We start from the raw sequence: 23450 nt of genomic DNA, 5'->3' as shown, positions 1-23450 counted from the left end.
CTCAAACAATGTCCTTCAAAATTTTAAGTATAGATGACGAATCAGACATGGAAATGCTGATTACGCAACAGTTCAGACGGCAGATTCGGAATAAAGATTTCGAGTTCATTTTTGCCAATAATGGCGCAGAAGCTCTCGAAAAGCTGGATGAAATCAAAGACATCGGCTTAATCCTGTCCGACATCAACATGCCCGAGATGGACGGTCTGACGTTTCTGGGGAAGTTAAACGAAATGAATAACCCATACCTGAAAGCGATCATGGTTTCGGCGTACAACGATATGGACAATATCCGGACGGCCATGAACCGCGGAGCATTTGATTTCGTCACCAAACCCATCAACTTCAGTGATCTGGAAATTACAATCAACAAAACGATTGCCCACATCGAGATGATGATGCGCTCGCAGCGGGAGCATGACCAGTTGATTGCCATTCAGAACGACCTCAACATTGCCCAGGATATCCAGCAGGCTATGCTGCCCAAAACGAATCCGCCGTTTCCTGATCGGACGGATTTTGATCTGCATGCGTTCCTCAAAGCCGCCAAAATGGTGGGGGGCGATTTGTACGATTACTTCCTGATGGACGACAACCGGCTGTTTTTCATCATCGGAGACGTATCCGACAAAGGGGTGCCGGCTTCGTTGTTTATGGCTATCACGAAAACCATATTCAAAAGCCACTTTTCCAACAAAAATTGCGGTGCCATCCACGAAGAGGTATTCCGGATCAACTCCTTCTTAAGCGCGGATAACCAGTCGATGATGTTCGTAACGGCCTTCATCGGTATTCTGGATCTGACAACGGGCATTGTGGAATACATTGATGCGGGCCACGAACCTCCGCTGATTCTCCGCCAGGACAAGACAGTTGAGGTCCTGAAAAAGAAAGGAGGGCTGGCATTGTGCATTGATGGCGAGTACGAATACGTTTCCGCTACGTTCACGCTCCAACCGGGTGATACACTTTTTACCTACACCGATGGCGTGCCCGATGCCAATAACCTGGCTGGCGAACGCTTTGGTATGGAACGTATCAAGAAAATACTCCTCGAAGAGACATATGCCGCTAAGCCTCAACACGTTAATGAGACGATGCTTCAGCACCTTCAGGAGTTTATTGGGACAAATGCCCAGTTCGACGATATTACGGCGCTCACCTTGCATTATGCGGGTTAATGGTAGATTCTTCCTCTTTTTAAGCGTACCAGACGTATGGATACAGCTAACCACTTTCCGTTCCGTAGCACAGCGACGTTCGCCTGGCGTTCTGTCCTCTTTTTTGTACTTTATTCGTTAACGATCTGTGCCCTCTATGCCTGGGCTGGCTGGACATTTCTGGCCATGCCCTTTGTGCCCATTGCTGCCATTGGAACGGCCGTGGCCTTTTACATCGGGTTTAAAAACAACTCGTCGGCCAAACGACTCTGGGAAAGTCGGCGGGTGTGGGGCGAGCTGGTAAATGCCAGCCGGTCGTGGGGTGTGATGGTTATGGACTATGTAGGCAATATGGACGGGGCGCCATGCTGTTCACCCGACGAACTGTTCCGGACCCAGCAGATGCTTATTTACCGGCATGTGGCCTACCTGAATGCACTACGTATCCAGGTAGGCGGGCGCCACAATTGTTTTGATCCCTCAGACAGCGCCGAAGATCTGCGGGGGTTCCAGTCTCAGATGGACAAGGAACTGAGTATGTTCCTGCACGACGATGAAGTGGAGTATTTCATGGCCCGGCAGAACCCAGCGGCCCAGATTATCAGACGGCAGTCGGCTCAACTGCGTGAGCTTCGGATGGCGGGATTGATTACCGAGTTCTATCATTCGGATATGGAGCACATTCTAAGCGACTTATACGCGCAGCAGGGAGCTGCCGAGCGGCTGAAAGCACTCCCTTTTCTCCGTCAATATGCGTTCAACAGTTATCTATTTGTTTGTTTATTCATCAGCATACTTCCGTTCGGTCTGCTAACCGAAATGGCGAAATTAAGTAGTTGGCACATTTGGCTGACGGTTCCCTTTTACACGATTATTGCCTGGGTTTTTTATACGATGGAGCTCGTTAGCGACACCAGCGAAAACCCCTTCGAAAACAACATCAGCGACGTACCGATGAAAGCTATTTGCCGGAGCGTGGAAGTTGATCTGCGCGAGATGCTGGGCGAACCCAGCTTGCCCGAAAAGGTGCAGGCGGCTGAGAACATACTGACGCCTGTAAAGAAGTGAAAGTCAGGTAAAAAAGACGTAGCAGTTATTGAAAAATTCCCAGTGGAGACTTAACAGGTTTCCACTGGGAATTTTTATTTTCTGATGTATTCGCACACCCAGGGTTATATCGTGTTCTTAAAATCTTATGTATAGCTTACTTTCAGTTCTCCGATTTACTCTGTAAAAGTTGAATAATACAATTATTGACCCAACTATTGAAAGCGCTATCCAAAACCAACTACTAGTATCTAGCTTTAGCCTAAGCCCCAGATAAGCTGGCTGATGTTGACAATATATGGTAAGAACGATAAAGCCATTATTGATAAAATGGGCTAGAACAGGAACCCATAAGTTTCTTGACCAGAGGTATAAATAACCAAATAATCCCCCAAGCACGAGTCTTGGGAAAAAACCGTAAAATTGAAAATGAATTGCACTAAATAGAATGGCTGCTAACCAAATACCGGCATGAGCATTTCTCGTCCACTCGATCAACTTTCGCTGTATGACACCACGAAAGAATACTTCTTCACCAATTGAAGCAACAAATCCTATAACAAATAAAGCAATAACAAACTGGTCTACTGAATTAAAAGCTACTAACTGGTTCGTTAATAGTTCATTCTCCTGTTCCTTACGACGCATCCACTCTTCAACATCACTAAGTAGTTGAGGTAGCTCAAGGCGTTGATTCAAATCAATTATCAAGTCAGTGAATGGTATAATACTAATAACACTGGCCAGAACAATCCACAGTGATGAAACTGCTTTTAACGGTTGCTTTTGAAAGTCATCCCATTGTAGATGTTCAAAATAATACCAGTAAAACAAAGCGGGAACGAGATAACTAAATAAATGGCTAATGGCCTGAACGGAGAGCAAAAGGTACCATCCATTGGGAAGCTGAGAAACCTGTTGAATAAACGTAGATAGCTCCTTGATCTCCTTTATATTTCCTACTAAATAAACAGTCAACAAGGCTATGGCGGCTCCAACTGACATGCCCAAAAGTGCACAACCCAGAAAGAGCAGAATAGACCTTATCTTCTGCATAGGCAGCATGTAGCTAGTAGTGGGTTAATATCAAGCAATCTATTGATCAATGTACTTGATTTATTTCTGAATTCAGACTAGGTAAATTTATTACTTGGTAAGCAATTATTTCCGAGTGTCCTGCCAAATCAGATTTTCTTCTGATCGACTGGCAAAAAAGTCGTTGCATTTGCCGTCACCAGCGCCGGTAAAACCGCCATCGGGGAAACAAAGCACATGGCAATTTTCGTCATATAATGTGCTCGGTATATCACAACACCGTTGCGGAACGAAATAAACGGTTTGCCCTTTATATACGTAGCGATAAACCCTGGCCGGAGGATTCCAGACACCCTGTTTTTTAATTTGTTGAATCAGATTTACAACGCAACCGGGGGTATTTTTAGGGATGTCATTGCCTGTACAGCCTAATGCGATCAACCCCGTAAAGACAATGAATTTGAGCATGGCTTCCAGATAAAAAATATAAGAGTCTGTCCTAAACCCCTAAATCCCCTGAAGGGGACTTTTCTCACTCTCGAACAAAGTCCCCTTCAGGGGATTTAGGGGTTTAGGACAGACTCTTAGACTCTTTATGCTCCCCAAGCGTTGGAATTAGTGATTTTTTACTTCACCAACTCTTTCTGATACAAGCCGACCAACGTAGCAACCGCATAGTCGATTTCTTCGGCGGTGTTATATTTGCCAAACGAAAACCGAACGTAGCCACGATCTGCATCAAGTCCGGGCAGAGCGCCCAATACGTGCGAGCCAATGTTCGAGCCACTCGAACAGGCCGAGCCACCCGACGCCGAAATCCGGGCAATGTCTAAACTAAACAAGAGCATATCACTCATGTCAGACGCGGGCAGGCTGACATTCAGGACCGTATATAAACTATTTTCAACATCGGCGGAGTCGCCATTGAACTGAACGTCGGGCATAGTAGCGCGCAGTTGCTCAATCATTCGACGCTTGAGTCCCATGATATGCTGCCGATGGGCATCCATCTCGCGATAGGCAATTTCGAGCGCTTTCGCCAATCCAACGATGCCGTACACGTTTTCGGTACCGCCCCGCATGTTGCGTTCCTGCGCACCGCCATGCATGAAAGGATGAATTTTCACCTGGTCGGCATTGACATACAGGAAGCCAACGCCTTTGGGTCCGTGAAATTTGTGCCCCGAACCCACGATAAAATCGACGGGCAACTGTTGCAGATCGTGCCGAAAATGACCCATTGTCTGCACTGTATCGGAATGAAAAACAGCGTCGTAACTTCGGCACAACTCCCCTACCCGAGTCAAATTCAGCATGTTGCCAATTTCGTTGTTGCCATGCATCAGCGACACCAATGAGCGACCCTTGCCAGACATCTTGTTCTGGCGTAATAACTCTTCCAGATGGGCCAGATCAATGTGGCCTTTTTCGTCTATATTGACCAGACTTAACTGGATAATGCCCTGCTTTTCGAGATGCTGAAGTGTATGCAAAACCGCATGGTGCTCCAACGGCGACGTAATGGCGTGTTTGAGTCCGTACGTTTCAATGCTGCTCCGAATGGCCGTGTTATCGGCTTCGGTACCGCCCGATGTAAAAAATATCTCGGCCGGTGACGTATTGAGTAAAGAGGCTACCGTTTTACGCGCTTTTTCGATAGCTGAACGTACCGCACGGCCGTGGCTGTGAATGGAGGATGGATTACCAAACTGCTCAGTCATGAGTGGCAGCATAGCGTCCAGCACTTCAGGATCGAGTTTGGTAGTAGCGGCATTATCAAGGTAAACGGCGGCAGAACGTGTCATCAGTAGTCAGTGAATTAGTTGACAAAGGTACGGTGAATGGTTTAATGATGAAACACAATGCAAATTCGTGGCGTTCCTCTCCAACTACGACTAATTTAGCCCAATGAATTTCTCCCAGGCCGCGGGTCTTATTTACGCCGAATTATCCATCTGGATTCGCCTTGCGATACGTTACATACCTAAGATAGCCGTTGCGTTATTGCTGTTGGTTTTCTTCACGTTTCTGTCGCGCTGGGTAAGTCGGTGGATGGTTCGGGGGCTGGAGCGGGTCAGTAGCAATGTCTCGCTCATCAACCTGACAGCCGCCCTGATCCGGGTACTCGTTGTCGCGGTTGGGCTATTTGTGGCGCTGGGCGTATTGGGACTTGACAAAACGGTTACGTCCCTGCTGGCGGGGGCCGGCGTTATTGCGCTGGCGGTGGGGTTTGCCTTTCAGGATCTGACTACCAATTTTATTTCGGGAGCCATGATCGCGCTGGCCCGGCCTATCCAGGTGGGCGATACGGTCGAAACCAATGGCTACACCGGTAAAGTGCTGGATATCAAACTTCGGTCCATCGTTATCGATAATGGGCAGGGGCAAACGGTCGAAATCCCCAGCAAAGATGTATTCCAGAAACCGATCACCAACTACTCGCGCATCGGCCAGCGACGTATTGAAGTAACCGCCGGCATTTCCTACCTGGATAATTTAGAAACAGCCCAGCGTGTAGCCCTAGAAGCCGTTACTGACCTGCCATTTGTATTAACTCAGCCGGCTGTCGATTTTCACTACCGCAATTTTGGGGATGCGAACATTCAATTTGTGCTCTGGTTCTGGATAAAACCCGCCACCAGCCCGCAAGCAGCCCTGAGCGAAGCCATAATGGCGGTAAAAAAAGCTTTCGATGAGAACCATATTCTGATTGTCTTTGCCGCCCAAACGTTTGACCTGAAACAAAAACTAGTCGCTAGTCAAGCTCCCCCTACTGATGTGAAATAAATTTTTAAACACAGAGCCACAGAGAACACAGAGTTCATTACATAACATCGGTTTTAACCCTGTGTTCTCTGTGGCTCTGTGTTCAATACCTTTAAAAAACCTCGCCCAGATTCAGAAATAATCCCTGCGAGCCACCTATGCCAAAACCGTAGTCGATAGCCAGATTAAGGTTGGAATGTTTGTTAACTTTTATCCGCAAGCCAACGCCTGCACCGGGCAGAAGCCGACCGAGTTGATTTCCCCTCGGATAATCGCTGTACGTCTGTACGTTTGCAAAGACGACACCACCCAGCAACCCATTGTTGAGAAGCGCAGCACGGTATTCGGCTTCCAGATACACCAAATCCCGCCCCCGAAACCGGCCCTGCGTATAGCCCCGGCCCAGGTTCGAGTAGGTATCCCAGCCCGTACTGGGAAGATCCAAATAGGGGGCATTCCCACCAAACGTTAGCCAGTTCATACTCCAGAATGCCAGAATGTGTCGTGAATCGGGCGATAAGGGAACGTACTTTCGGAAATCGGCCACGAGCGATTTCCAGTTCTGATCGCTGCCTAACCAGGTCAGATTAGGCCGAAACACTACGTTCCCGAAAAAGCCGCTTTGTGGGTTATTGGAATTGCGCCGATTCGTGTATTGCACACTGAACGTTGGCCCCGACGATACCGATCGGATGGCTGTGCTGTAATTCTGAAAATCATCGTTCAGTTGGGGCGTACTGTTTTCCTCCCTGATATTCCAATGATAATCAAGTGCGTAGCCTATCCCGACCGAGAGATTAGGCGCTACCTGGCGCAAAACGGCCTGATATAACCGCAGATAGGAATACAATAGCCGATCATCGACGTTGGCCGGTGAATTACCACTTAGCCCAAAATTATCGGCTGAGTATTTGTAATACCGCCAGTCGCTCACAATGTTATAGCGGTTACCTTTTGTCCAGAGGTTCGTTACAACCGGAATAATAACCTGCTGATATTGCGTATACTGGGGCGTTGTAATTATCGTCGAAACATTCTGTTTCGGATCGGAACTGGTGTAGGCCAGATTGGCATTCAATCCCACGGCAAAGCCCGTTTGCAGCGCGTAGGCTAACTCAGGAAAAATAGACGGGTGAAAGCCTGCCTGCTGGCGCTCAACAGGTCGATGACCTTTCCTGTTGATAAACTCATAATAGACATCCCATATATCGGCGGACGAATCAGCGTGGGATTCCGTGAGTTGCCCATCAGTATGCAACCGAACCGAGTCGGTCTGTGCACTGACAGTCAACGGCTTGCCCAACATCCATAAAAAGCTGCCAATCAACACGTAATGAAACCTCACTTTGTTTGATTTGGCGCATATGATCAGCCGACCTGCCATATGTAGTAAAAAATAGCCCATACACCTAAACTTGGCTGACTAACCGATTCATGTATCATTCCGTTCAATGGCTGTGACAACCAACCGATCAGAATCCCTTATATCAGCGGCCCTAACTAAAAAAATAGATTACGTAATTAGGATACAAACAGCGTGCTTTTTACAAGCATTTGAAATCCTAATCAACTTTTAATAGCAGATAAATATGATTATCTTGATATAAAGTTGTCACTTGGTCAAACCTGTACCGTTATGAAACGTCTCCTGCTTATTAGTGCAACGCTGTTTTGTATCACAACTAGCTCATGGGCTCAACCAAAGCACCATACTCACTACCTGAGTATAGTGTATGTACCTACCACAACCGAGCCTCCTATCGGTTACAAATACCATGATGGTGTCGCCTTCTTAACGAACGGAAGTTATTTAAAAGGGCGCTTTCAATATAATTCAATATAATGGTAGAAAAACCTTTACGTATCGTGCCAGCAGCCAGGCACCGCGGCAACGAATTGGATTTTCAATGATCCGGCGGCTGGCGCTGGCCGGTTCCGATACGCTAGTTACGGATCGCACCGACTCCACCGTTTTCGAGCGCTTTGGCAATCAGTTGTTTTGACAGTTGGCTAATGGCTCTACTACGGTGCTGGACCGTGTATTTGCAGTCGATGAAGACCGCGGGGAAATAGGCCAGAAATTATACGTACTGGATGAAGCAAGCAATCTGCATAAGTTCACGTCGCTTCAAAAATTGAACAAATGGTTCTACGAATTCCGGGAACGATCGGGAAAACAGTTTCCAGATGTTTTTTTAAACCAGAGTGAGATTGTTAAAGCGGTGGCCAAACTCAATGATGAATAGCCTGTAAAAAAGAAATGCCCACCAATCCTGGTGGGCATTTCTTTTAACTGAAAATGGTACTCGGTTATTCCTTTTTATACTGCTGAATAATCTTGTACAACGCCTTCTGCTTTTCCAACTCCGGGAAGAACTCAAACAGTTGAACGTGGGCATCATAGTCGAGCGACAGAGCCGCTTCCAACTGAATCAGCGACTCGCGATAATGCCCGGCATGAATCAGGTAAATGGCTGACCGATAGTATAAATCAGCTTCTTCCGGCATGTCATTAATACCCGACTGTATGATATCGTTGGCGCGCAGAAAATCGCCCTGGTCGAACGGCACCAGCGACCATGTCAGATATACATCCGGGTTTTCGGCATCCACTTCGGCGGCTTTCTCGAACGCTTCTACGCTCGACAGTACGTTCCCGATTTTGTATTCGGTTTCGGCAACAGCCAGGTAATATTCACCGTTCTGGTCGTTGAGTTTAACGGCTTTCTGTAAAAATGGCAGGGCTTCATACCACTTGCCCGATTCACTCAAACAAACACCAATACCATACCAGGCTTCGTCCCACATGTTATCCAGTTTGATAGCCTCGCGGTATTCTTTGATGGCTTCGGGCAGGCGGTCCTGCTTTTCCAGACTGGCTCCAAGGTGACAGAACGTATCAGCGGTCGCTTCTTCATACTTCAACGTCTCGCGATAGCAGCTTTCTGCCTTCTCGAACAGCCCCAGATTCATGTAGGTATTGCCCAGATTGAAATGTGCCGAAGCAAAATCGCTCTTGATGATGACGGCGTAATCGTAAGCTTCGGCCGCTTCGGCATAGCGCGCTAACTTGCTGTAAGCGATACCGATATTATACCACGCATTGTAGGAATACGGGTCCGTATCAATCAGTTGCTGATAATAGGACAGGCTGTTTTCCAATTCACCCGTTACGTCCAGGCAGAAAGCCAGTTCGTATAGGGCGTTTTCATTGTTAATATTCAGCGCGATAGATTTCTTATACTGCGTAATGGCCTCGTCGTACTTGCCCCAGTTCTGATAGCTCTGGCCCAATTGAAATAGGATATCGTCCTTCTCTTCGGCGCGGTCGAGAAGTTCTTCCAGTACCTGAATGGACTCCTCATAGCGACCCGCCATGTTCAGTACCGACCCTTGCATAAAGGGCACATCAAGATCACCGGGGTTAAAGAGTGATGCCCTTTCAAGAAACTCCAGCGACTCATCGAACCGCTGAAAATTTGCCAGAATCTGGGCTTTGTCGAGCATTAGTTCCAACGCATACGGAAAGTTTTCCAGACCGGACTCGGCGGCTTTAAACGCCTTGTCTAAATCGCCTTTGTTGAGGTAATGCTCAACCATCTGCTCATAGACGTCCAGATCGAAAAAATGACTTTGTTGCTGATCCAGCATTTGCTCAAAACGCCGGATGGATTCTTTAATATCGCCTTCTCGTTCTTCGAACTCTTGCTCCATGCTAATGCCTTGAAAAATGTTAGGCGGATAGGGGCCGCGCCAACGGCGCGATTTATCCTTTGGCCATTCAATATAAATCCAAAAAAGCGAAACTCCAACCCCAAAGCCGAAAATTTACGCGCTTCTGGGGGAGGCCCTGAACGCGTCTGCCACACGTTGTAACGTCTCACTTAGCGGGCGGTACTGAAACCCAGACATCTGCCTGATACTTCCTCCATCGTATTGATAAACCGAACTCGCCGACCGGGCTGTTTCGCGCGTAATCAGTGGAGCCTTCCCCACAATCCACGCCCGAACGGCTTCCATCGGCCAGAGTAATCGAGTCAGTCCGGGCGAAATCCGCATCGTTGGCGGACGCTTGCCCAATACAGCCGCTACCTGTTCTAACAACGAACGATAGGGAATGGTGCCCCCGTTCAGGATGTAGCGGCTGGCGGTGGTATCAGACTGCATCAACTTGACCAAGGCGTCGGTCACATCGAGAACATCGACGTAGTTGACGTAACCAGCCGGATAAAATGGTTTTTCGTCATAGGCATACTTGATAAGTTGAAGGCTGCTTCGACTCCAGTCGCCCGCTCCCAGTACGATGGATGGGTTGACCATGACGGCGTTCAGCCCCTCGGCCACTCCCCGCCAGACTTCCAGTTCAGCCCAATATTTGGTCTTGGCGTAGGCAGAGTTATTTGGTGAGTCTTCCCATTTCTGATCTTCGTTAATAATAATCGGCTCCTTGGACTTCCCTCCTTTTTCGGCGGGTCGCCCGAGTGCCGCTACCGAGCTGATATAACCCAATTTCCGCACTTTTGCTTTCAGGCAGACATTCACTACGTTCGCCGTACCTTCTACATTGACTCGTTCCATCAGATCACGGTCTTTGGGCACAAACGAAACAATCGCAGCCGCATGAATCACATCTGAATTAGCCTGAATAGCCGCTTCAAGCGAGGGTATATCCAGCACATCGCCGGCATGCCAGGTGATACGTTCGGCTACATCAGCCAACATACCATACTCGTGTTGAGATCGGTGCAGCACCGAAACCGGATGCCCATCGGCTAGATACCGCCGGGCAATGTGTGAGCCAATAAAACCGGTGCCCCCCGTAATGAGGACCGGGTTATGGAATGATGAAGTCATTCAGAATACGTTCGAGTGTGAGGAAGCCGGGTGCCTGACGCGTGTGTAGATCGGCGAGGAGACGGAGGTAGTTGGGGTCAGAACCGATGGTCGTTCGTTTCATCAACTGACATAACCTTTTGAGATCCGATGCAAAACCATAGTCTGTCATATCAACATTTACTTGTTGAGCATTCCAGATTATAAATGTTTCGATGGCTTTATCAATCACTAATAAATAATGTTCAACGAGCCGATTCTTTTTAAAAATAATTTTATTTTCTATCAATACTGTGTCGAAATCATCAAAGTAAGTAGGCGTCCTTTTATCATTATCAACAAACCCAATCAATACAAAATTAGGCTGATTGATTAACCCAGCTTTCATCTCTTTCGCAACATTTGAAATACCAAATACATGATCAACTGGCTTTCGATCATTTACAAACAGGTTAACTATTGCTGTATCACCATAACATTCAGGTATTAGTCGGACATTAGGCATTCGGCTGATATTTTTCAAGATTATAAAATATATCAATACCGAAGTCCATTACCTCACGTAATTCATTATAGGTTAATACTCTGACTTTAGTCTCGTAGTTTTCATAATAAGTCACGTACACATTTAGTTGATCATCCGTAAGATTTTCAATGAGCGTTTGTAGTAAATATGGGCTGTGTGTCGTGACAAAAAATTGATTTTCTTCACTATTGATCATCCGGTACGTTAACTCCTGCGTGTAAGGTGGAAATGAGTGTACTTCAGGCTCTTCCAGTACAATTACAGAATTTGCATTTGACTCTATAGCTGCTAAGTAAAAAGCGTACCGCTGAAAGGTATCAGCAATGTTTGAGTAAGGATAATCATAGACGTAGCCATCGATCTGTTTCTGGACAGAAAACTTTCTATCTTTTTTCGAAAGAACCAGATTTAATCCGTTTGGTCTAAAAACTTCAGCTAAGTCTTTTCTTATTTCTTCATTATGATCAATAACGTTAAAGAGGTTCCGTCCATAGGGCGGGAGTAAATAATTTTGACCTATATCACTAATATTGCTAACTCCATTGAATTCGTAACGCTTAATAGGATTGTCACTGATAGGTGAAGAGTATCCGTAACTAAGTTTATTTCCGGATGAACCTCCAAATCTTAATATTTCTATATTTTGATATTTATCTTCTCTTGGATTATTATTTTTTACCCGCATTGATATTTTAGCGATGAAGGCTAGAACATCATCACCAATAGAGCCTTCTTCACCTGAAAAAATATTATTACTCCTACTTATTACTTGCCTAACTTCATTATTCCATTTTTCTCTTCCCGCATAGAAATAAAAAAAATTCGAAGGTGAATTATAACCAATTTCAGCAGAAATTTTATCAGTTTTAATATTCACTGCGGAAACAACGTCATCATCATAAAACAAATTTGACAAACTATTATATCTCACAAAATCATTCAATTCTGTTTCGTTAGTTCGGTAATCAGCCCCCAACAACCCCAATCCTTCCAGAATATTGGACTTCCCTACGTTTGGCTTGCCGATGAATACGTTCACGCGCTTGCAGTCGAGCCGCAGGTCTTTGATGGACTTGAAGTTTTTGATTTCAACCCAGTTTAGGAAATTATTCGTATTCGACGTAGTGTTCTCCATTATTCGTAAAAATTAACAACGATTCAGTACCTATTAATCAGACGCTGGCTTGTTTTTTCGGGCCAGCAATTCTATTAATCGCTCCTCACGCTGTTTATCAGCCTTTTCTCTTTGAGATAACAAATCATCAACATATTGTTTTAAAGCAGACAAAATTGCCGTCTCAATATCATCCCAAGGCTTTGGCTTTAGCAGAACCAATGGTTCGTCTGCCTGGACGTGTTGTACAGCTGCTAAATGATCAAGTATCAGCTTAGAATTGTTGTAAGGGTATTTTTCTTTGTAGAGTCCAATCATTTCAGACAGAGTGAAATGAGTTAGCAACTCGACTACGTCTCTAAAATCTTTTTCTGTTTTTCGGCCTACAATAGCGTCCAGTTTGTAAGCAGCAATATCATCAAGCGAAGCTAAACGCATCTCATGCTCGATATAGGGTGCTTTCAGAAAAGGAACCTTCCAATCATAAAAATCAATTTTGAGCTGTTGGTAAACCCACGTGAATCCGTATGCGGCTTCCTGTACTTTCATTATTCCCGGAAATTGTTCAACAAGTGTTTGCTCAACAAGTCGTTTGTCGAATGAGCGATCCGTAAAAAAGTCCGCATCTATAGAAATCCGATGACCCATAAATAGACTCAAGGCTGTACCGCCTACTAAACGAAAAGGCATCAGGTCAGGGTGATGGCACACATCCTGAATTAGCGCCCGTAAGCTGTCAGAGACGGTTTCAAGGTGTAGCATTTAAAATCAGTAGGGTGAAGTTGGAACAGCGCCGTCGCTAGATCTACCGCATTATCGGCCAGACAGTCAGCAGAAATCAACGTCTCTTTTACTGCATCACGACCGTAGAATGCAATGCTTTCTATCAAATCATCAAGCGTGCCAAGCTCAAATACACGACGTATCACAAACGACCGATACGTATCCGGGGACATCTTACTCTGATCGACATCCCAAAATAAATAATTAGAAAATTGTTTATGCCTTGGGAGATTTTCCATTAGTGTTGCATGTTGTGTAAAACAAGGCAGACCGTTGTATAAAGGCAACTCCCCCGTCTCTTTACGTAAACATAACAACGTTCGGCCCTGAATTGCTAATTTTGCGCAAATAAGTCGTCAGTCCGTAGTCGGTAGCGTTTATACCTATTGACTGTCACCTGACGACTAACGACTACTGAAATGTCCCTCGAAAACCCACAACGCTATACCGTCACGGCGGCACTGATCTACGCCAATGGACCGATTCACATCGGCCACATTGCTGGTTGTTACCTGCCCGCTGATATCTACGTACGCTACCTCCGTTCAACAGGCAAGGATGTCGCTTTCATCAGCGGCACCGATGAGCATGGCGTCCCAATCACGATTAAAGCCAAAAAAGAAGGCATTACGCCCAAAGAAGTTGTCGATAAATACTACGGTCAGATCAAACAGGCGTTCAGCGACTTCGGCATCTCGTTCGATATTTATTCGCGCACCTCAAACCAGATTCACCACGAAACATCGCAGGAATTTTTCACAAAACTTTACGAAAAAGGTGATTTTATTGAGGAGGTAACGGAACAGTATTACGATGAGGTCGCCGGACAGTTTCTGGCCGACCGCTACATCGTGGGCACCTGTCCCGTTTGTGGAAACCCCAATGCCTACGGCGACCAGTGTGAGCGCTGCGGCACGGCCCTTAGTCCTACTGAACTGATTGAGCCGCATTCGACACTGTCGGGTTCCAAGCCGGTTATGCGTTCGACCAAAAACTGGTTTTTGCCGCTGGATCGGATGCAGCCCGAGATTGAAAATTACGTTAACAGCCATCCCGAATGGAAAACGAACGTATTTGGGCAGTGCCAATCGTGGCTGAAAGAAGGGCTACGTCCCCGCGCCATGACCCGCGATCTGGACTGGGGCATTAAGGTTCCTCTGCCCGATGCTGAAGGCAAAGTGCTGTACGTCTGGTTCGACGCGCCCATTGGTTATATCTCCATGACCAAAGAATGGGCCGCCGAGCAAGGCCGCGATTGGGAACTATACTGGCGCGACGAGCACACCAAACTGGTGCATTTCATTGGCAAGGACAACATCGTCTTCCACTGCATCATCTTCCCGGCGATGCTGATGGCCGAGGGAAGTTTCATTCTGGCCGACAACGTACCCGCCAATGAATTTATGAACCTGGAAGGCGACAAAATCAGTACGTCGCGCAACTGGGCGGTCTGGCTCCACGAATATCTGGACGAGTTGCCGGGTAAGCAGGACGTGCTACGTTACGTGCTGGCGGCCAACGCGCCCGAAACGAAAGACAGTGAATTTACCTGGAAAGATTTTCAGGCCCGAAATAACTCTGAACTCGTTGGTATTCTGGGAAATTTCGTGAACCGGGCAGTTGTGCTAACGCATAAAATGGCCGACGGACACGTACCATTGCTCGACGAACTCACGGCCTACGATCAACAAGTGCTGGATGAACTGGCGCTGTTTCCTGACCGAATTGGGCAGTCAATTGCCAACTATAAATTCCGGGAAGCACTGGTAAGTTTGATGGATCTGGCTCGTCTAGGCAATAAATATCTGGCCGAAACGGAGCCGTGGAAAGTTATTAAAACCGATACGCAGCGAGCGCATACCATCCTGAATATCGCCTTACAGATTACGGCTAACCTGAGCATTGTTTGCGAACCATTTTTGCCGTTCACCGCCGAAAAACTACGGACTCAACTCAATATCACCGAGCACTTCAACTGGACGAACGCGGGCCGGGCTGACCTGTTGATTGAAGGCCACGTGCTGGGACAGGCCCCAGCCGGTCCTGGCGACTTGATGTTCGCCAAAATTGAAGACGACGAGATCAATAAACAGATTCAGAAATTATTGAATGCTAAACGAATGAATGAATTAGAAGTCAAGACTGTACCGGAACTACGTAGTGAAATTACGTACGACGATTTTGCCAAAATGGACATCCGTATCGGCACCATTACCGAAGCCGAACGTGTTCCGAAAAGTGATAAACTGCTAAAACTGAAAGTAGACGACGGTTTGGGTGGTCGGCAGATTCTGAGTGGCATTGCCAAGCACTTCGCTCCCGAAGAGATCATCGGCAAACAGGTGACTTTCCTGGCGAACCTGGCTCCTCGTAAAATGATGGGCTTCGAGTCGCAGGGCATGATTTTGATGGCTGAAGACCGGGATGGCAAACTGGCGCTTATCGCTCCCGGTGATTCTGTCTGGAACGGCGGAACGGTTTCCTAATAAAACCATACATACTAGTCAAACAAAGCCGGGCATTCCAAATGAATCGCCCGGCTTTGTTTGACTACTCCCTAATTGCGTGGTCGGTTGGCACATTTTGCCCCGACCATATTTTTTTGGCCGTCCAATCGGCCGCTGGTACCGACCAGAATGGGTTTGATACGGGTAAGCCCAACGGCAAAAACGCTACTGAACATAAGTACAGACTACCTGTAGAAATATAGGTTTCGCCAATGCCGGGCTGGTGTCCGCACAAGCCAATCTGCAGCCAGCCTTTCGCATCAAACGTAGCCGGTACGTCCATTGTCCGATGAATCACAGCGGTCAACGCCGAACGCACCTGCCCAGGTGATAATTCCGGCGGCAAGTTTCCCTGTAAAGCAATTTGAGCCAGTAACTGAAACGCGCCACACCGGTATGCCAGCGATCGCCCGAAAGCTGCAAATGAGCCATCAGGATTAATAAGTCGCTCCTGCACGATGGCGTACCGTTGGGCTCGCGTCAGCAAGCTTCCGTACAAGCTTTTTTCTGCCTTGCCAGCTTCCGTAAGCGTTTTTACTACGTCCAGCAACATGGGCTGGATAACGTAGCTGTTGTAATAATCCCAGTGAAAATCGGGGCCATCACCATACGCGCCGTCGCCTTTGTACCAGGCCAGATGCTGTTTAATGGCATAATCCATCCGCACTTCATCGCCTGAACCGGTATATTTTAACAAAGCCGCTTCGACCATCGCCGTGAATAATAACCAGTTGCTATAGCCCGGCTTAATCACCCGGCTCGACTGCAACGCTTTCACTACGTTGGCCTGTTCGGTTGTACTCAAGGCATGCCATAGCTTCGGCGAACGGACAAGGCCATGCGCCAGAAAAGCAGCATCCACCAACGGCTGCCCCCCTTTCGTAAAGTTCAGATAATCGGGCGATTGCGGATTAACACCATTGGCAATTGCCTGGCGGGATAAATCCAGATAACGCTGCCGTAAAAGGTCTTCCTCTACGTTATCGTCGGCGTTTAATTCCAGCCACGGAGCCAGCCCTGCCATCGTCCGGCCCAGGGCTTCCAGATGCGATACCGCCAGACGGCTAGCCTGTTGATCGGGAGCGCACTCAATGGGCATCGTGGCTTTTAACATATTCTGTGCCAGCGCCTTCAAAACGGGATCGGCAACTTTCAATAGCGTTTGAAGCCAGTACGCTCGCTCATCGTTCGCGACTTCACTACGTATAGCCGGTTGAGAAACCCGGCTGATTGCTTCGCTCGGATCAACGCGCAAGCTAACCGGCAATGCAGCAACCAATCGGGCAAATGTCCGCCGTTTCATGCTCATCTCACACGACGGGTTTCCAGCCTTTTTCATATTCCCGACTCCACAACTTCAGGGCTTCTTTGTCCTGAAGAATATGGCCATTTGTTGGGTCGGTGTGCAGAATAATGCCTGTACGTTGAGAGATGTTGGCCAGGTGGCACAGCAGGACCGACTTGTGTCCTTCGGCAATATCGGCATTGGGTTTAGCCGTTCCCCGAACGCTTTCCAGAAAATTAGTCAAGTGATAGGCATCTAAGCGTTCACCACCCGCGCTAACCGTATTGGTGGCGGCATTGGCGGGTTCGTCGTTTTTTACGTCTTTAATCAGCTTGCCGCCCAGATCCAAGATTTGATAGGCAGGACCACTTTCGGGAGCTGACAAAACGCCTTTATCGCCATAAATCGTAAAGCCTCGACCGCTTTTTTCGGGACCATATCCCTGACAGCTCAATCCTTCCCACGTAATGGTGGCTTTGTTGCCAAATTCAAACGAGGCCACCTGCGTATCGGGCGTTTGCCAGTCGTCGGTTGTGTAAGCATACCGGCCGCCCGACGAGGTGATTTTCGTTGGAAACTCCAGCCCCATCAACCAGCGGCAGCAGTCGATTTCATGGGTACCATTGTTGCAGGCTTCACCCGTGCCCCAGTTCCAGAACCAGTGCCAATTATAGGGCACTACGTTGTCCTGATAGCCTTTTCGGGGCGCTGGGCCTTGCCACAGATTCCAGTCCAGCGTCGCAGGCACTGCAATCGGTTTGCCGTTCCCAATAGATTTCCGGTTGTTGTAATACCAGGCGCGGGCAAAGTACGGCTTACCAATTGCCCCATCCCGAATATCTTTATGTGCCTGCTGGAGCGTTGGCCACGACCGGCGCTGGCTTCCCATCTGCACAATCCGCTTGTGTTTCCGGGCAGCTTCCAGCAGCCACTCGCCTTCCTGCGGATTATGGCCACAGGGTTTTTCAACATACACATGCTTGCCAGCCGAGCACGCCAGAATAGCCGCTGGGGCATGCCAGTGATCGGGGGTAGCGATGGCTACGGCATCAAGGTCTTTCTGTTCCAGCAGTTTACGAAGATCTTTAATAACCGTTGGTTTGCGCGTTTGCCCCGCTTTCTCAACGGCCTTTAAACCATTGGCAATAGCGCCGTCTTCTACGTCGCAGATGTAAGCAACCTCAGCACCGGGCAATTTCGAGAAGAGTCCTGCCAGCCAGCTTCCCCGCGACTGTGTGCCAATCAAGCCAATGATAACTTTTTCACTTGGCGCATTTCGCCCATAAATTGGAAAGGGTAAAATCTGCGTTGCGAGTCCGGCAACGGCGGTATTCTGAACAAACTGTCGGCGGTTCATGACGATGGTTATGCAGGTGATTAGTCAAGAAAGCGACAACGAGCGACATTTTTACTCAATTGGTTGTCTGGCTGATACAGGAAACGGCCCACCGCAGAGGCAGCCTGGAGCAAGCTATATGTTATCGTCGCCAAGACAAAAACTGAAACGTTCGTCTTAAAAACACTGTTACACTTCTGAACTCGCCATTATTAAGTTTCCCTGTGAACGAAGAACAAAAAAGCGGCCGAATTTTCGATCTGGCCATCCTCCGACGGCTCTATGCGTTTGTAAAGCCGTATCAGGCACGCTTTTATTCCCTGATCGGCATCATTTTGCTGTCGGCCTGTCTGGCGCCCCTGGCACCACTGCTCATCCGCTACACCATCGACAATGTCATTGCACAAGGGAATTACCAACAGCTCACACTGATGCTGGTCATCATGATTGGCGTGCTGGTAGTGCAGGCAATTGTGCAGTTTTCCAATACGTATCTGTCGGGATGGTTGGGCCAGTACGTCATTCGCGACATTCGGGTACAGTTATATCAAAAGATTCTTCATCTCCGGCTTAAGTTTTTCGATAATACGCCCATTGGCCGCCTGGTGACGCGCTCCATTTCGGATGTAGAAACCCTGGCCGACGTGTTCAGCGAAGGCATGGCCGCCATTGCGGGGGATATCCTGCAGTTGATCCTGATTATCGGTGTGATGTTTTATACCGACTGGAGACTAGCCGCTATCAGTCTGTCTACAATTCCGTTGATGCTGTTCAGTACATATGTCTTCAAAGAAAAGATCAAAAAATCGTTCAATGAAGTGCGTACGGCAGTCGCGAACTTGAATTCGTTTGTGCAGGAACACATCACCGGCATGAATATCGTCCAGATATTTGGCAGCGAAAAAATTGAAGCGGAGAAATTTCGGCTTATCAATGACGAGCATCGTCAGGCCAACATCCGTTCCATCTGGTATTATTCGGTTTATTACCCCGTTGCCGATATTATTTCGGCCGTTGCCGTTGGTTTAGTGGTCTGGTATGGCGCCAAGCAGATCGTCAATTCGGACGTTACGTTCGGTACTGTCACGGCGTTTGTCATGTTCATCAACCTCTTTTTCCGTCCTATCCGGATGCTGGCCGACCGGTTTAACACGCTTCAGATGGGCATCGTCAGCACCGACCGGATTCTGAAGCTGCTGGACAGTGACGAATTTACGGTTAACAACGGTACGTTCGCGCCAACGGCGATCAAAGGAGAAGTTGAATTTAAGAACGTTTGGTTTGCCTATAATAACGAAGATTGGGTGTTACGCGACATTTCCTTCAAAGCGAAAGCAGGCGAAACCGTTGCCTTCGTAGGGGCAACCGGCGCGGGCAAATCGTCCATTATTAACCTGTTGAGCCGGTTTTACGATATTAATAAAGGGGAAATCGAGATTGATGGGATTGATGTCCACAAGTACGAACTCGGCCACCTTCGCCGGAACATCGGTGTTGTCCTACAGGACGTTTTCCTATTCTCAGACACCATCGAGAACAACATTACGCTGGGCGACAAGAGCATTAGCCGGGAGACAATCGTTGAAGCGGCCAAACTGGTTGGCGTTCACGATTTTATTGAACGATTGCCGGGCGGATACGAGTACAACGTCATGGAACGTGGTTCAACGCTTTCGGTTGGACAGCGCCAGTTGATTTCCTTCGTACGGGCGATGGTGCAAAACCCCAAAATTATCGTTCTCGACGAAGCGACTTCATCGGTTGACACCGAAACCGAGGAAATGATTCAGGATGCAATCAGCAAACTCATGAAAGGACGTACTGCCGTCGTGATTGCCCACCGGCTATCAACCATCCAAAAAGCCAACAACATCATCGTCGTTGACAAAGGACGTATTGTTGAGCAAGGCAATCATGAAGAATTGCTTCAACAGGAAGGCTTCTATGCCAACCTCTACCGGATGCAATACAAGGAAGTGGTGTAATGGGTCAAAGCAGTGAGCGAAGGTTTTCTTCCTCGTCTTCAAGGCCAGCACCGGTAACTCCTTCGGTAATCACTTTATGTCCGGAAACATTGGGCTTTTCATTCATTGGGCCGGGGCCAGTGCCATCCAGAGCATAAGCAATCGAATCCGCTAAATTATCGGGAGCAAGTTTCGCCGGGGTATCTTCGGCTGGGTGTTCCTCTTTTTTGACAGATTCAGGATATTGCTCTCCAGCCTCCTGGTTGATTACTTCCTCATCGGCATTCGGATCGTTTTCCATGCCGGTTGGCACCGCACCGGCGGACCGACGATTTGAATCGCTGCTGGTCAATTCGCTGGGATCAGGGCTGAAATATCGCATAGGTATCGATGCGTTTGATTTCAGCTATAACTGATATTATGGCCAGGCTGTTTGCTGGGAACCTTTATTCTTCAGCAAATTTCTTTACCAGAATCTTGTCAATTCGGCTTTTATCCATATCCATGATCTCAAAACGATACGTATGCCAGACAAACGTTTCGCCCGTTTGAGGAATGTCTTTCAGAATGTGGAGCGCGAAACCACCCAACGTGTCAAAACCAGTCAGGTCACGTCGGGCTTGTGCCGTGATATTGATCGAGAAATACGATAAAAAATCTTCGAACGGCAATTGGGCATCAATCAAAAAGCTGCCGTCTTCGCGCTCCCGAATTTCATAATCGGAATGGATATCGTCGTTGATGTCGCCCACCAGTACGTCCAGAATATCATTAAGCGTAATCACGCCCAGCACACCACCATATTCGTCAACAATGACACCAACATATTGCCGGCGCTCCCGGAAACGCTCAAGTACCTGATAAGCTTTATTGTTTTCAGGAATGAAAAGCACGTCACGCTTCATGTCGTTCAGGCGCGCCAGCTCGGTATCCAGGTCTTTGCCTAAAAAATCTTTCGTATAAATTAAGCCCACAACTTCATCAACACCTCCATTACAGAGCGGATAAACGGAGTGCTTATGCTCCAGAATCCGGGCTTTATTTTCGGCGAGATCGTCCTCTAAATCAAGGTATACAATTTCCTGCCGGTTGGTCATCAGAGATGTTATTTTACGGTCGCCAAGCTGGAATACGTTCTGAACAATCTCCTGCTCAATTTCCTCAATGGCCCCCCCCGACGTACCTTCCTGAATTAAACTTTTAATTTCTTCTTCCGTTACGGCACTTTCGTTGGGCTTAACATTCAAGACTTTAAGCAACAAATCACTTGAAATTGTGAGTAAAGCGATGAAGGGAGAGGTCAGTTTGGACAGCACATTCATGGGCGCAGCCATGGTTTTGGCAATGCCCTCGGGATTTGAAAGCCCGATACGTTTGGGGACCAGTTCGCCAAACACGAGCGAGAAATAGGTCAGAAATAGCAGCACCAGCACTACGGCAACCGTGTGTGCGTAAGGACGTATCAGGTCAATCTGACCAACAAAGTTCTGGACATCGGTGGTTAACGTATCACCGGAAAAAATACCGAGCAAAATACCGATCAATGTGATGCCGATCTGTACGGTTGACAGAAATCGATTGGGCGAGTTGGATAAATCCAGTGCAGCCTGTGCCTGGCGGTCCCCATTCTTGGCAGCTGATTCTAACTTTGATTTACGGGATGAGACTAGAGCGATTTCTGACATGGAGAACACCCCGTTCAACAGTGTCAGGAGTACTATTATAAGAAGTTCCACAAAGGGATATGATTGGCCTGGTGCAAAAATAAAGAAACTGAACTTGTTTCTAATAGGTTCGTTCGTGCGCAGAACGTCAGTTTTGCTACTTTTACGCTTCGAAACACTCTTGTCCCGATGATTGTCTTCATTAACGACCGCCCTATAAAGCTCGTTGGCCCTAAAGCTGCTTCTCAATTAATTGCCCCAATAGGTCGTATTCCGGCTAATCGTCAGGCATACATCGACTATGATCATATTGTCGATGCCCGTCTGGAGGCACTAAAAGAAGATGCTTTACATGGTCACTTGCTGGTGCTCAACGCTACACCATCCTCCGTTGGAAAACTGCTTGCTTTACTTCAGAAAACCAATGCCAAGCCGCTGCTATCGGTTACGTTAGGGTGTCTTGATAAGGAAGCCTGCGAAGAAGCCATGAAAAAGCCATTCAAGATTATTAAAGCTGCGGGTGGCGTCGTCATTAAAGGCAACAAAATGCTGCTTATGTTCCGGCGGGGTGTTTGGGATTTACCAAAGGGTAAATTAGATGATGGCGAATCCTCGAGACAGGCCGCTGTTCGCGAGGTGCAGGAGGAAACCGGCGTCCGGGCAGCCCTGGGCGAACGTATTTGCACAACCTGGCATACCTACAACCTTAATGGAAACCGTATTCTGAAGCGTACCAAATGGTATCGGATGACGGTGCTGGATGATAGTCGTATGGCTCCTCAAACCGAAGAAGACATTGAAAAATTGGCCTGGTTAGATCAGAAAGAGACGAAGCTTGCCCTCACTAACTCGTTCAGCTCAATCCGATACGTCATTGATGCGGTCAATCAGCCGGTGAGTCAGTAGGCGATGCAACAGGATTCACGGCCGTACTGGTTAAGGCATAGGGGAGAAACGTATCGACAGGCTGTCCATACCGGTGAAGGTCGCGGATAATACTCGAGCTGATAGGGGCCAGATTAGGCGATGTAATCAGGAACACCGTTTCAACGTCTTCATATACGTAGCGGTTAACCTGTGAAATTCCATTTTCATATTCAAAGTCGGTGGTATTACGCAGGCCACGTAGCAGAAACGTTGCACCAATTTCCCGGGCTACGTTAGCCGTGAGGTCTTCGTAGCTCATAACCCGTACGGCAGGATGATGCTGAAAGGCACCTTCAATTAATTTGATCATCTGCTCCAGCGGAAAGTAGCGCTCTTTTCGGGCATTGCGCCCAATACCGATCACGACTTCGTCAAATAAGCGTAAGCCACGTAGTACAATATCTTCGTGGCCTTTCGTAAATGGATCAAATGAACCAGGAAACAGGGCAATACGCTTCATACGTTGGAATGAGTAAATAAGTGATTTGGCGAATTTCGGGACG

22 protein-coding genes are annotated in these 23450 nt (G+C 47.6%); 7 read left to right on the top strand and 15 right to left on the bottom strand.

The genetic code is table 11. The features are described from left to right. Positions 1 to 8: 8 nt before the first annotated feature. Positions 9 to 1181, top strand: a complete 1173-nt coding sequence (locus ACYVEA_RS10615; RefSeq protein ID WP_461113400.1) for a SpoIIE family protein phosphatase — start codon at positions 9 to 11, stop codon at positions 1179 to 1181. A gap of 36 nt (positions 1182 to 1217) precedes the next feature. Continuing rightward, entirely contained in the window at positions 1218 to 2228 is a 1011-nt protein-coding gene (locus ACYVEA_RS10610) for a bestrophin family protein (RefSeq protein WP_461113399.1), read from the top strand. 117 nt (positions 2229 to 2345) lie between these two features. Here the strand turns inward: ACYVEA_RS10610 and ACYVEA_RS10605 are convergent, their stop codons facing one another. The 3 genes from ACYVEA_RS10605 to ACYVEA_RS10595 all read right to left on the bottom strand — a co-directional run bounded on the left by ACYVEA_RS10605 (position 2346) and on the right by ACYVEA_RS10595 (position 5047). Then, positions 2346 to 3272, bottom strand: coding sequence for a lysostaphin resistance A-like protein (locus ACYVEA_RS10605; RefSeq protein ID WP_461113398.1), 927 nt, complete (start codon positions 3270 to 3272; stop codon positions 2346 to 2348). Between the two features lie 96 nt (positions 3273 to 3368). Then, positions 3369 to 3710, bottom strand: coding sequence for a DUF6970 domain-containing protein (locus ACYVEA_RS10600; RefSeq protein ID WP_461113397.1), 342 nt, complete (start codon positions 3708 to 3710; stop codon positions 3369 to 3371). A gap of 158 nt (positions 3711 to 3868) precedes the next feature. Next, entirely contained in the window at positions 3869 to 5047 is a 1179-nt protein-coding gene (locus ACYVEA_RS10595; protein WP_461113396.1) for a cysteine desulfurase family protein, read from the bottom strand. 103 nt (positions 5048 to 5150) lie between these two features. On the opposite strand from ACYVEA_RS10595, the gene ACYVEA_RS10590 reads away from it, so the two are divergent. Next, positions 5151 to 6029: a mechanosensitive ion channel family protein gene (locus ACYVEA_RS10590; protein WP_461113395.1), complete on the top strand. Its 879-nt coding sequence runs from the start codon at positions 5151 to 5153 to the stop codon at positions 6027 to 6029. A 91-nt stretch (positions 6030 to 6120) separates the two neighbouring features. Here ACYVEA_RS10590 and ACYVEA_RS10585 read toward each other — a convergent pair whose 3' ends face one another. Continuing rightward, positions 6121 to 7353, bottom strand: coding sequence for a hypothetical protein (locus ACYVEA_RS10585; protein WP_461113394.1), 1233 nt, complete (start codon positions 7351 to 7353; stop codon positions 6121 to 6123). A 682-nt stretch (positions 7354 to 8035) separates the two neighbouring features. Between ACYVEA_RS10585 and ACYVEA_RS10580 the strand changes: the two genes are divergently transcribed. Then, the gene (locus tag ACYVEA_RS10580) at positions 8036 to 8254 is read left to right on the top strand and encodes a hypothetical protein (RefSeq protein WP_461113393.1); all 219 of its coding nucleotides are present in this window, start codon (positions 8036 to 8038) and stop codon (positions 8252 to 8254) included. 64 nt (positions 8255 to 8318) lie between these two features. On the opposite strand, the gene ACYVEA_RS10575 is transcribed toward ACYVEA_RS10580, so the two are convergent. From ACYVEA_RS10575 to ACYVEA_RS10550, 6 genes are all read right to left on the bottom strand, one after another. Then, positions 8319 to 9722 (bottom strand): tetratricopeptide repeat protein, encoded by a 1404-nt coding sequence (locus ACYVEA_RS10575; protein ID WP_093823409.1) that lies wholly within the window; start codon positions 9720 to 9722, stop codon positions 8319 to 8321. Between the two features lie 114 nt (positions 9723 to 9836). After that, positions 9837 to 10862: an NAD-dependent epimerase/dehydratase family protein gene (locus tag ACYVEA_RS10570; protein WP_461113392.1), complete on the bottom strand. Its 1026-nt coding sequence runs from the start codon at positions 10860 to 10862 to the stop codon at positions 9837 to 9839. Next, positions 10843 to 11346 (bottom strand): hypothetical protein, encoded by a 504-nt coding sequence (locus ACYVEA_RS10565; RefSeq protein ID WP_461113391.1) that lies wholly within the window; start codon positions 11344 to 11346, stop codon positions 10843 to 10845. Before ACYVEA_RS10565 ends, ACYVEA_RS10570 begins: the two co-directional genes overlap by 20 nt. After that, complete coding sequence (locus tag ACYVEA_RS10560) at positions 11339 to 12502, bottom strand: AAA family ATPase (protein WP_461113390.1); 1164 nt, start codon at positions 12500 to 12502, stop codon at positions 11339 to 11341. The genes ACYVEA_RS10565 and ACYVEA_RS10560 overlap by 8 nt, the downstream gene beginning before the upstream one ends. A gap of 33 nt (positions 12503 to 12535) precedes the next feature. After that, positions 12536 to 13243 (bottom strand): nucleotidyl transferase AbiEii/AbiGii toxin family protein, encoded by a 708-nt coding sequence (locus tag ACYVEA_RS10555; RefSeq protein WP_461113389.1) that lies wholly within the window; start codon positions 13241 to 13243, stop codon positions 12536 to 12538. After that, on the bottom strand, positions 13201 to 13503 hold the full coding sequence (locus ACYVEA_RS10550; RefSeq protein WP_461113388.1) for a DUF6922 domain-containing protein: 303 nt from the start codon (positions 13501 to 13503) through the stop codon (positions 13201 to 13203). The genes ACYVEA_RS10555 and ACYVEA_RS10550 overlap by 43 nt, the downstream gene beginning before the upstream one ends. Before the next feature lie 180 nt (positions 13504 to 13683). Here ACYVEA_RS10550 and metG point away from each other — a divergent pair, with 180 nt between their 5' ends. Beyond that, positions 13684 to 15750, top strand: coding sequence for a methionine--tRNA ligase (gene metG / locus ACYVEA_RS10545; RefSeq protein ID WP_461113387.1), 2067 nt, complete (start codon positions 13684 to 13686; stop codon positions 15748 to 15750). A gap of 64 nt (positions 15751 to 15814) precedes the next feature. Here the strand turns inward: metG and ACYVEA_RS10540 are convergent, their stop codons facing one another. Together ACYVEA_RS10540 and ACYVEA_RS10535 are read right to left on the bottom strand one after the other, a co-directional pair. Further along, positions 15815 to 17074, bottom strand: a complete 1260-nt coding sequence (locus tag ACYVEA_RS10540; protein ID WP_461113386.1) for a DUF2264 domain-containing protein — start codon at positions 17072 to 17074, stop codon at positions 15815 to 15817. 7 nt (positions 17075 to 17081) lie between these two features. Then, entirely contained in the window at positions 17082 to 18413 is a 1332-nt protein-coding gene (locus tag ACYVEA_RS10535) for a Gfo/Idh/MocA family protein (protein ID WP_461113385.1), read from the bottom strand. A 203-nt stretch (positions 18414 to 18616) separates the two neighbouring features. Here ACYVEA_RS10535 and ACYVEA_RS10530 point away from each other — a divergent pair, with 203 nt between their 5' ends. Next, a complete protein-coding gene (locus tag ACYVEA_RS10530; RefSeq protein WP_461113384.1) occupies positions 18617 to 20377 on the top strand; it encodes an ABC transporter ATP-binding protein in 1761 nt (586 codons plus the stop codon). 4 nt (positions 20378 to 20381) lie between these two features. On the opposite strand, the gene ACYVEA_RS10525 is transcribed toward ACYVEA_RS10530, so the two are convergent. Continuing rightward, positions 20382 to 20738 (bottom strand): hypothetical protein, encoded by a 357-nt coding sequence (locus tag ACYVEA_RS10525; RefSeq protein WP_461113383.1) that lies wholly within the window; start codon positions 20736 to 20738, stop codon positions 20382 to 20384. Positions 20739 to 20802: 64 nt separating this feature from the next. Continuing rightward, positions 20803 to 22092, bottom strand: a complete 1290-nt coding sequence (locus tag ACYVEA_RS10520; RefSeq protein WP_461113382.1) for a hemolysin family protein — start codon at positions 22090 to 22092, stop codon at positions 20803 to 20805. A 117-nt stretch (positions 22093 to 22209) separates the two neighbouring features. Between ACYVEA_RS10520 and ACYVEA_RS10515 the strand changes: the two genes are divergently transcribed. Further along, positions 22210 to 22926, top strand: a complete 717-nt coding sequence (locus ACYVEA_RS10515) for an NUDIX hydrolase (protein ID WP_461113381.1) — start codon at positions 22210 to 22212, stop codon at positions 22924 to 22926. Here the strand turns inward: ACYVEA_RS10515 and coaD are convergent. After that, on the bottom strand, positions 22904 to 23407 hold the full coding sequence (gene coaD, locus ACYVEA_RS10510) for a pantetheine-phosphate adenylyltransferase (RefSeq protein ID WP_461113380.1): 504 nt from the start codon (positions 23405 to 23407) through the stop codon (positions 22904 to 22906). The genes ACYVEA_RS10515 and coaD overlap by 23 nt on opposite strands. Between the last annotated feature and the right edge of the window lie 43 nt (positions 23408 to 23450).

This window comes from Spirosoma jeollabukense (genome assembly GCF_054777855.1).
This window is presented reverse-complemented; position numbering and strand designations above follow the sequence as displayed.

What these genes read in the sequence shown, in the direction of transcription:
- ACYVEA_RS10615 (WP_461113400.1), top strand. Translation starts at nt 9, where the DNA reads ATGTCCTTCAAAATTTTAAGTATAGATGACGAATCAGACATGGAAATG.
- ACYVEA_RS10610 (WP_461113399.1), top strand. Translation starts at nt 1,218, where the DNA reads ATGGATACAGCTAACCACTTTCCGTTCCGTAGCACAGCGACGTTCGCC.
- ACYVEA_RS10605 (WP_461113398.1), bottom strand. Translation starts at nt 3,272, where the DNA reads ATGCTGCCTATGCAGAAGATAAGGTCTATTCTGCTCTTTCTGGGTTGT.
- ACYVEA_RS10600 (WP_461113397.1), bottom strand. Translation starts at nt 3,710, where the DNA reads ATGCTCAAATTCATTGTCTTTACGGGGTTGATCGCATTAGGCTGTACA.
- ACYVEA_RS10595 (WP_461113396.1), bottom strand. Translation starts at nt 5,047, where the DNA reads ATGACACGTTCTGCCGCCGTTTACCTTGATAATGCCGCTACTACCAAA.
- ACYVEA_RS10590 (WP_461113395.1), top strand. Translation starts at nt 5,151, where the DNA reads ATGAATTTCTCCCAGGCCGCGGGTCTTATTTACGCCGAATTATCCATC.
- ACYVEA_RS10575 (WP_093823409.1), bottom strand. Translation starts at nt 9,722, where the DNA reads ATGGAGCAAGAGTTCGAAGAACGAGAAGGCGATATTAAAGAATCCATC.
- ACYVEA_RS10570 (WP_461113392.1), bottom strand. Translation starts at nt 10,862, where the DNA reads ATGACTTCATCATTCCATAACCCGGTCCTCATTACGGGGGGCACCGGT.
- ACYVEA_RS10565 (WP_461113391.1), bottom strand. Translation starts at nt 11,346, where the DNA reads ATGCCTAATGTCCGACTAATACCTGAATGTTATGGTGATACAGCAATA.
- ACYVEA_RS10560 (WP_461113390.1), bottom strand. Translation starts at nt 12,502, where the DNA reads ATGGAGAACACTACGTCGAATACGAATAATTTCCTAAACTGGGTTGAA.
- ACYVEA_RS10555 (WP_461113389.1), bottom strand. Translation starts at nt 13,243, where the DNA reads ATGCTACACCTTGAAACCGTCTCTGACAGCTTACGGGCGCTAATTCAG.
- ACYVEA_RS10550 (WP_461113388.1), bottom strand. Translation starts at nt 13,503, where the DNA reads ATGGAAAATCTCCCAAGGCATAAACAATTTTCTAATTATTTATTTTGG.
- metG (WP_461113387.1), top strand. Translation starts at nt 13,684, where the DNA reads ATGTCCCTCGAAAACCCACAACGCTATACCGTCACGGCGGCACTGATC.
- ACYVEA_RS10540 (WP_461113386.1), bottom strand. Translation starts at nt 17,074, where the DNA reads ATGAAACGGCGGACATTTGCCCGATTGGTTGCTGCATTGCCGGTTAGC.
- ACYVEA_RS10535 (WP_461113385.1), bottom strand. Translation starts at nt 18,413, where the DNA reads ATGAACCGCCGACAGTTTGTTCAGAATACCGCCGTTGCCGGACTCGCA.
- ACYVEA_RS10525 (WP_461113383.1), bottom strand. Translation starts at nt 20,738, where the DNA reads ATGCGATATTTCAGCCCTGATCCCAGCGAATTGACCAGCAGCGATTCA.
- ACYVEA_RS10515 (WP_461113381.1), top strand. Translation starts at nt 22,210, where the DNA reads ATGATTGTCTTCATTAACGACCGCCCTATAAAGCTCGTTGGCCCTAAA.
- coaD (WP_461113380.1), bottom strand. Translation starts at nt 23,407, where the DNA reads ATGAAGCGTATTGCCCTGTTTCCTGGTTCATTTGATCCATTTACGAAA.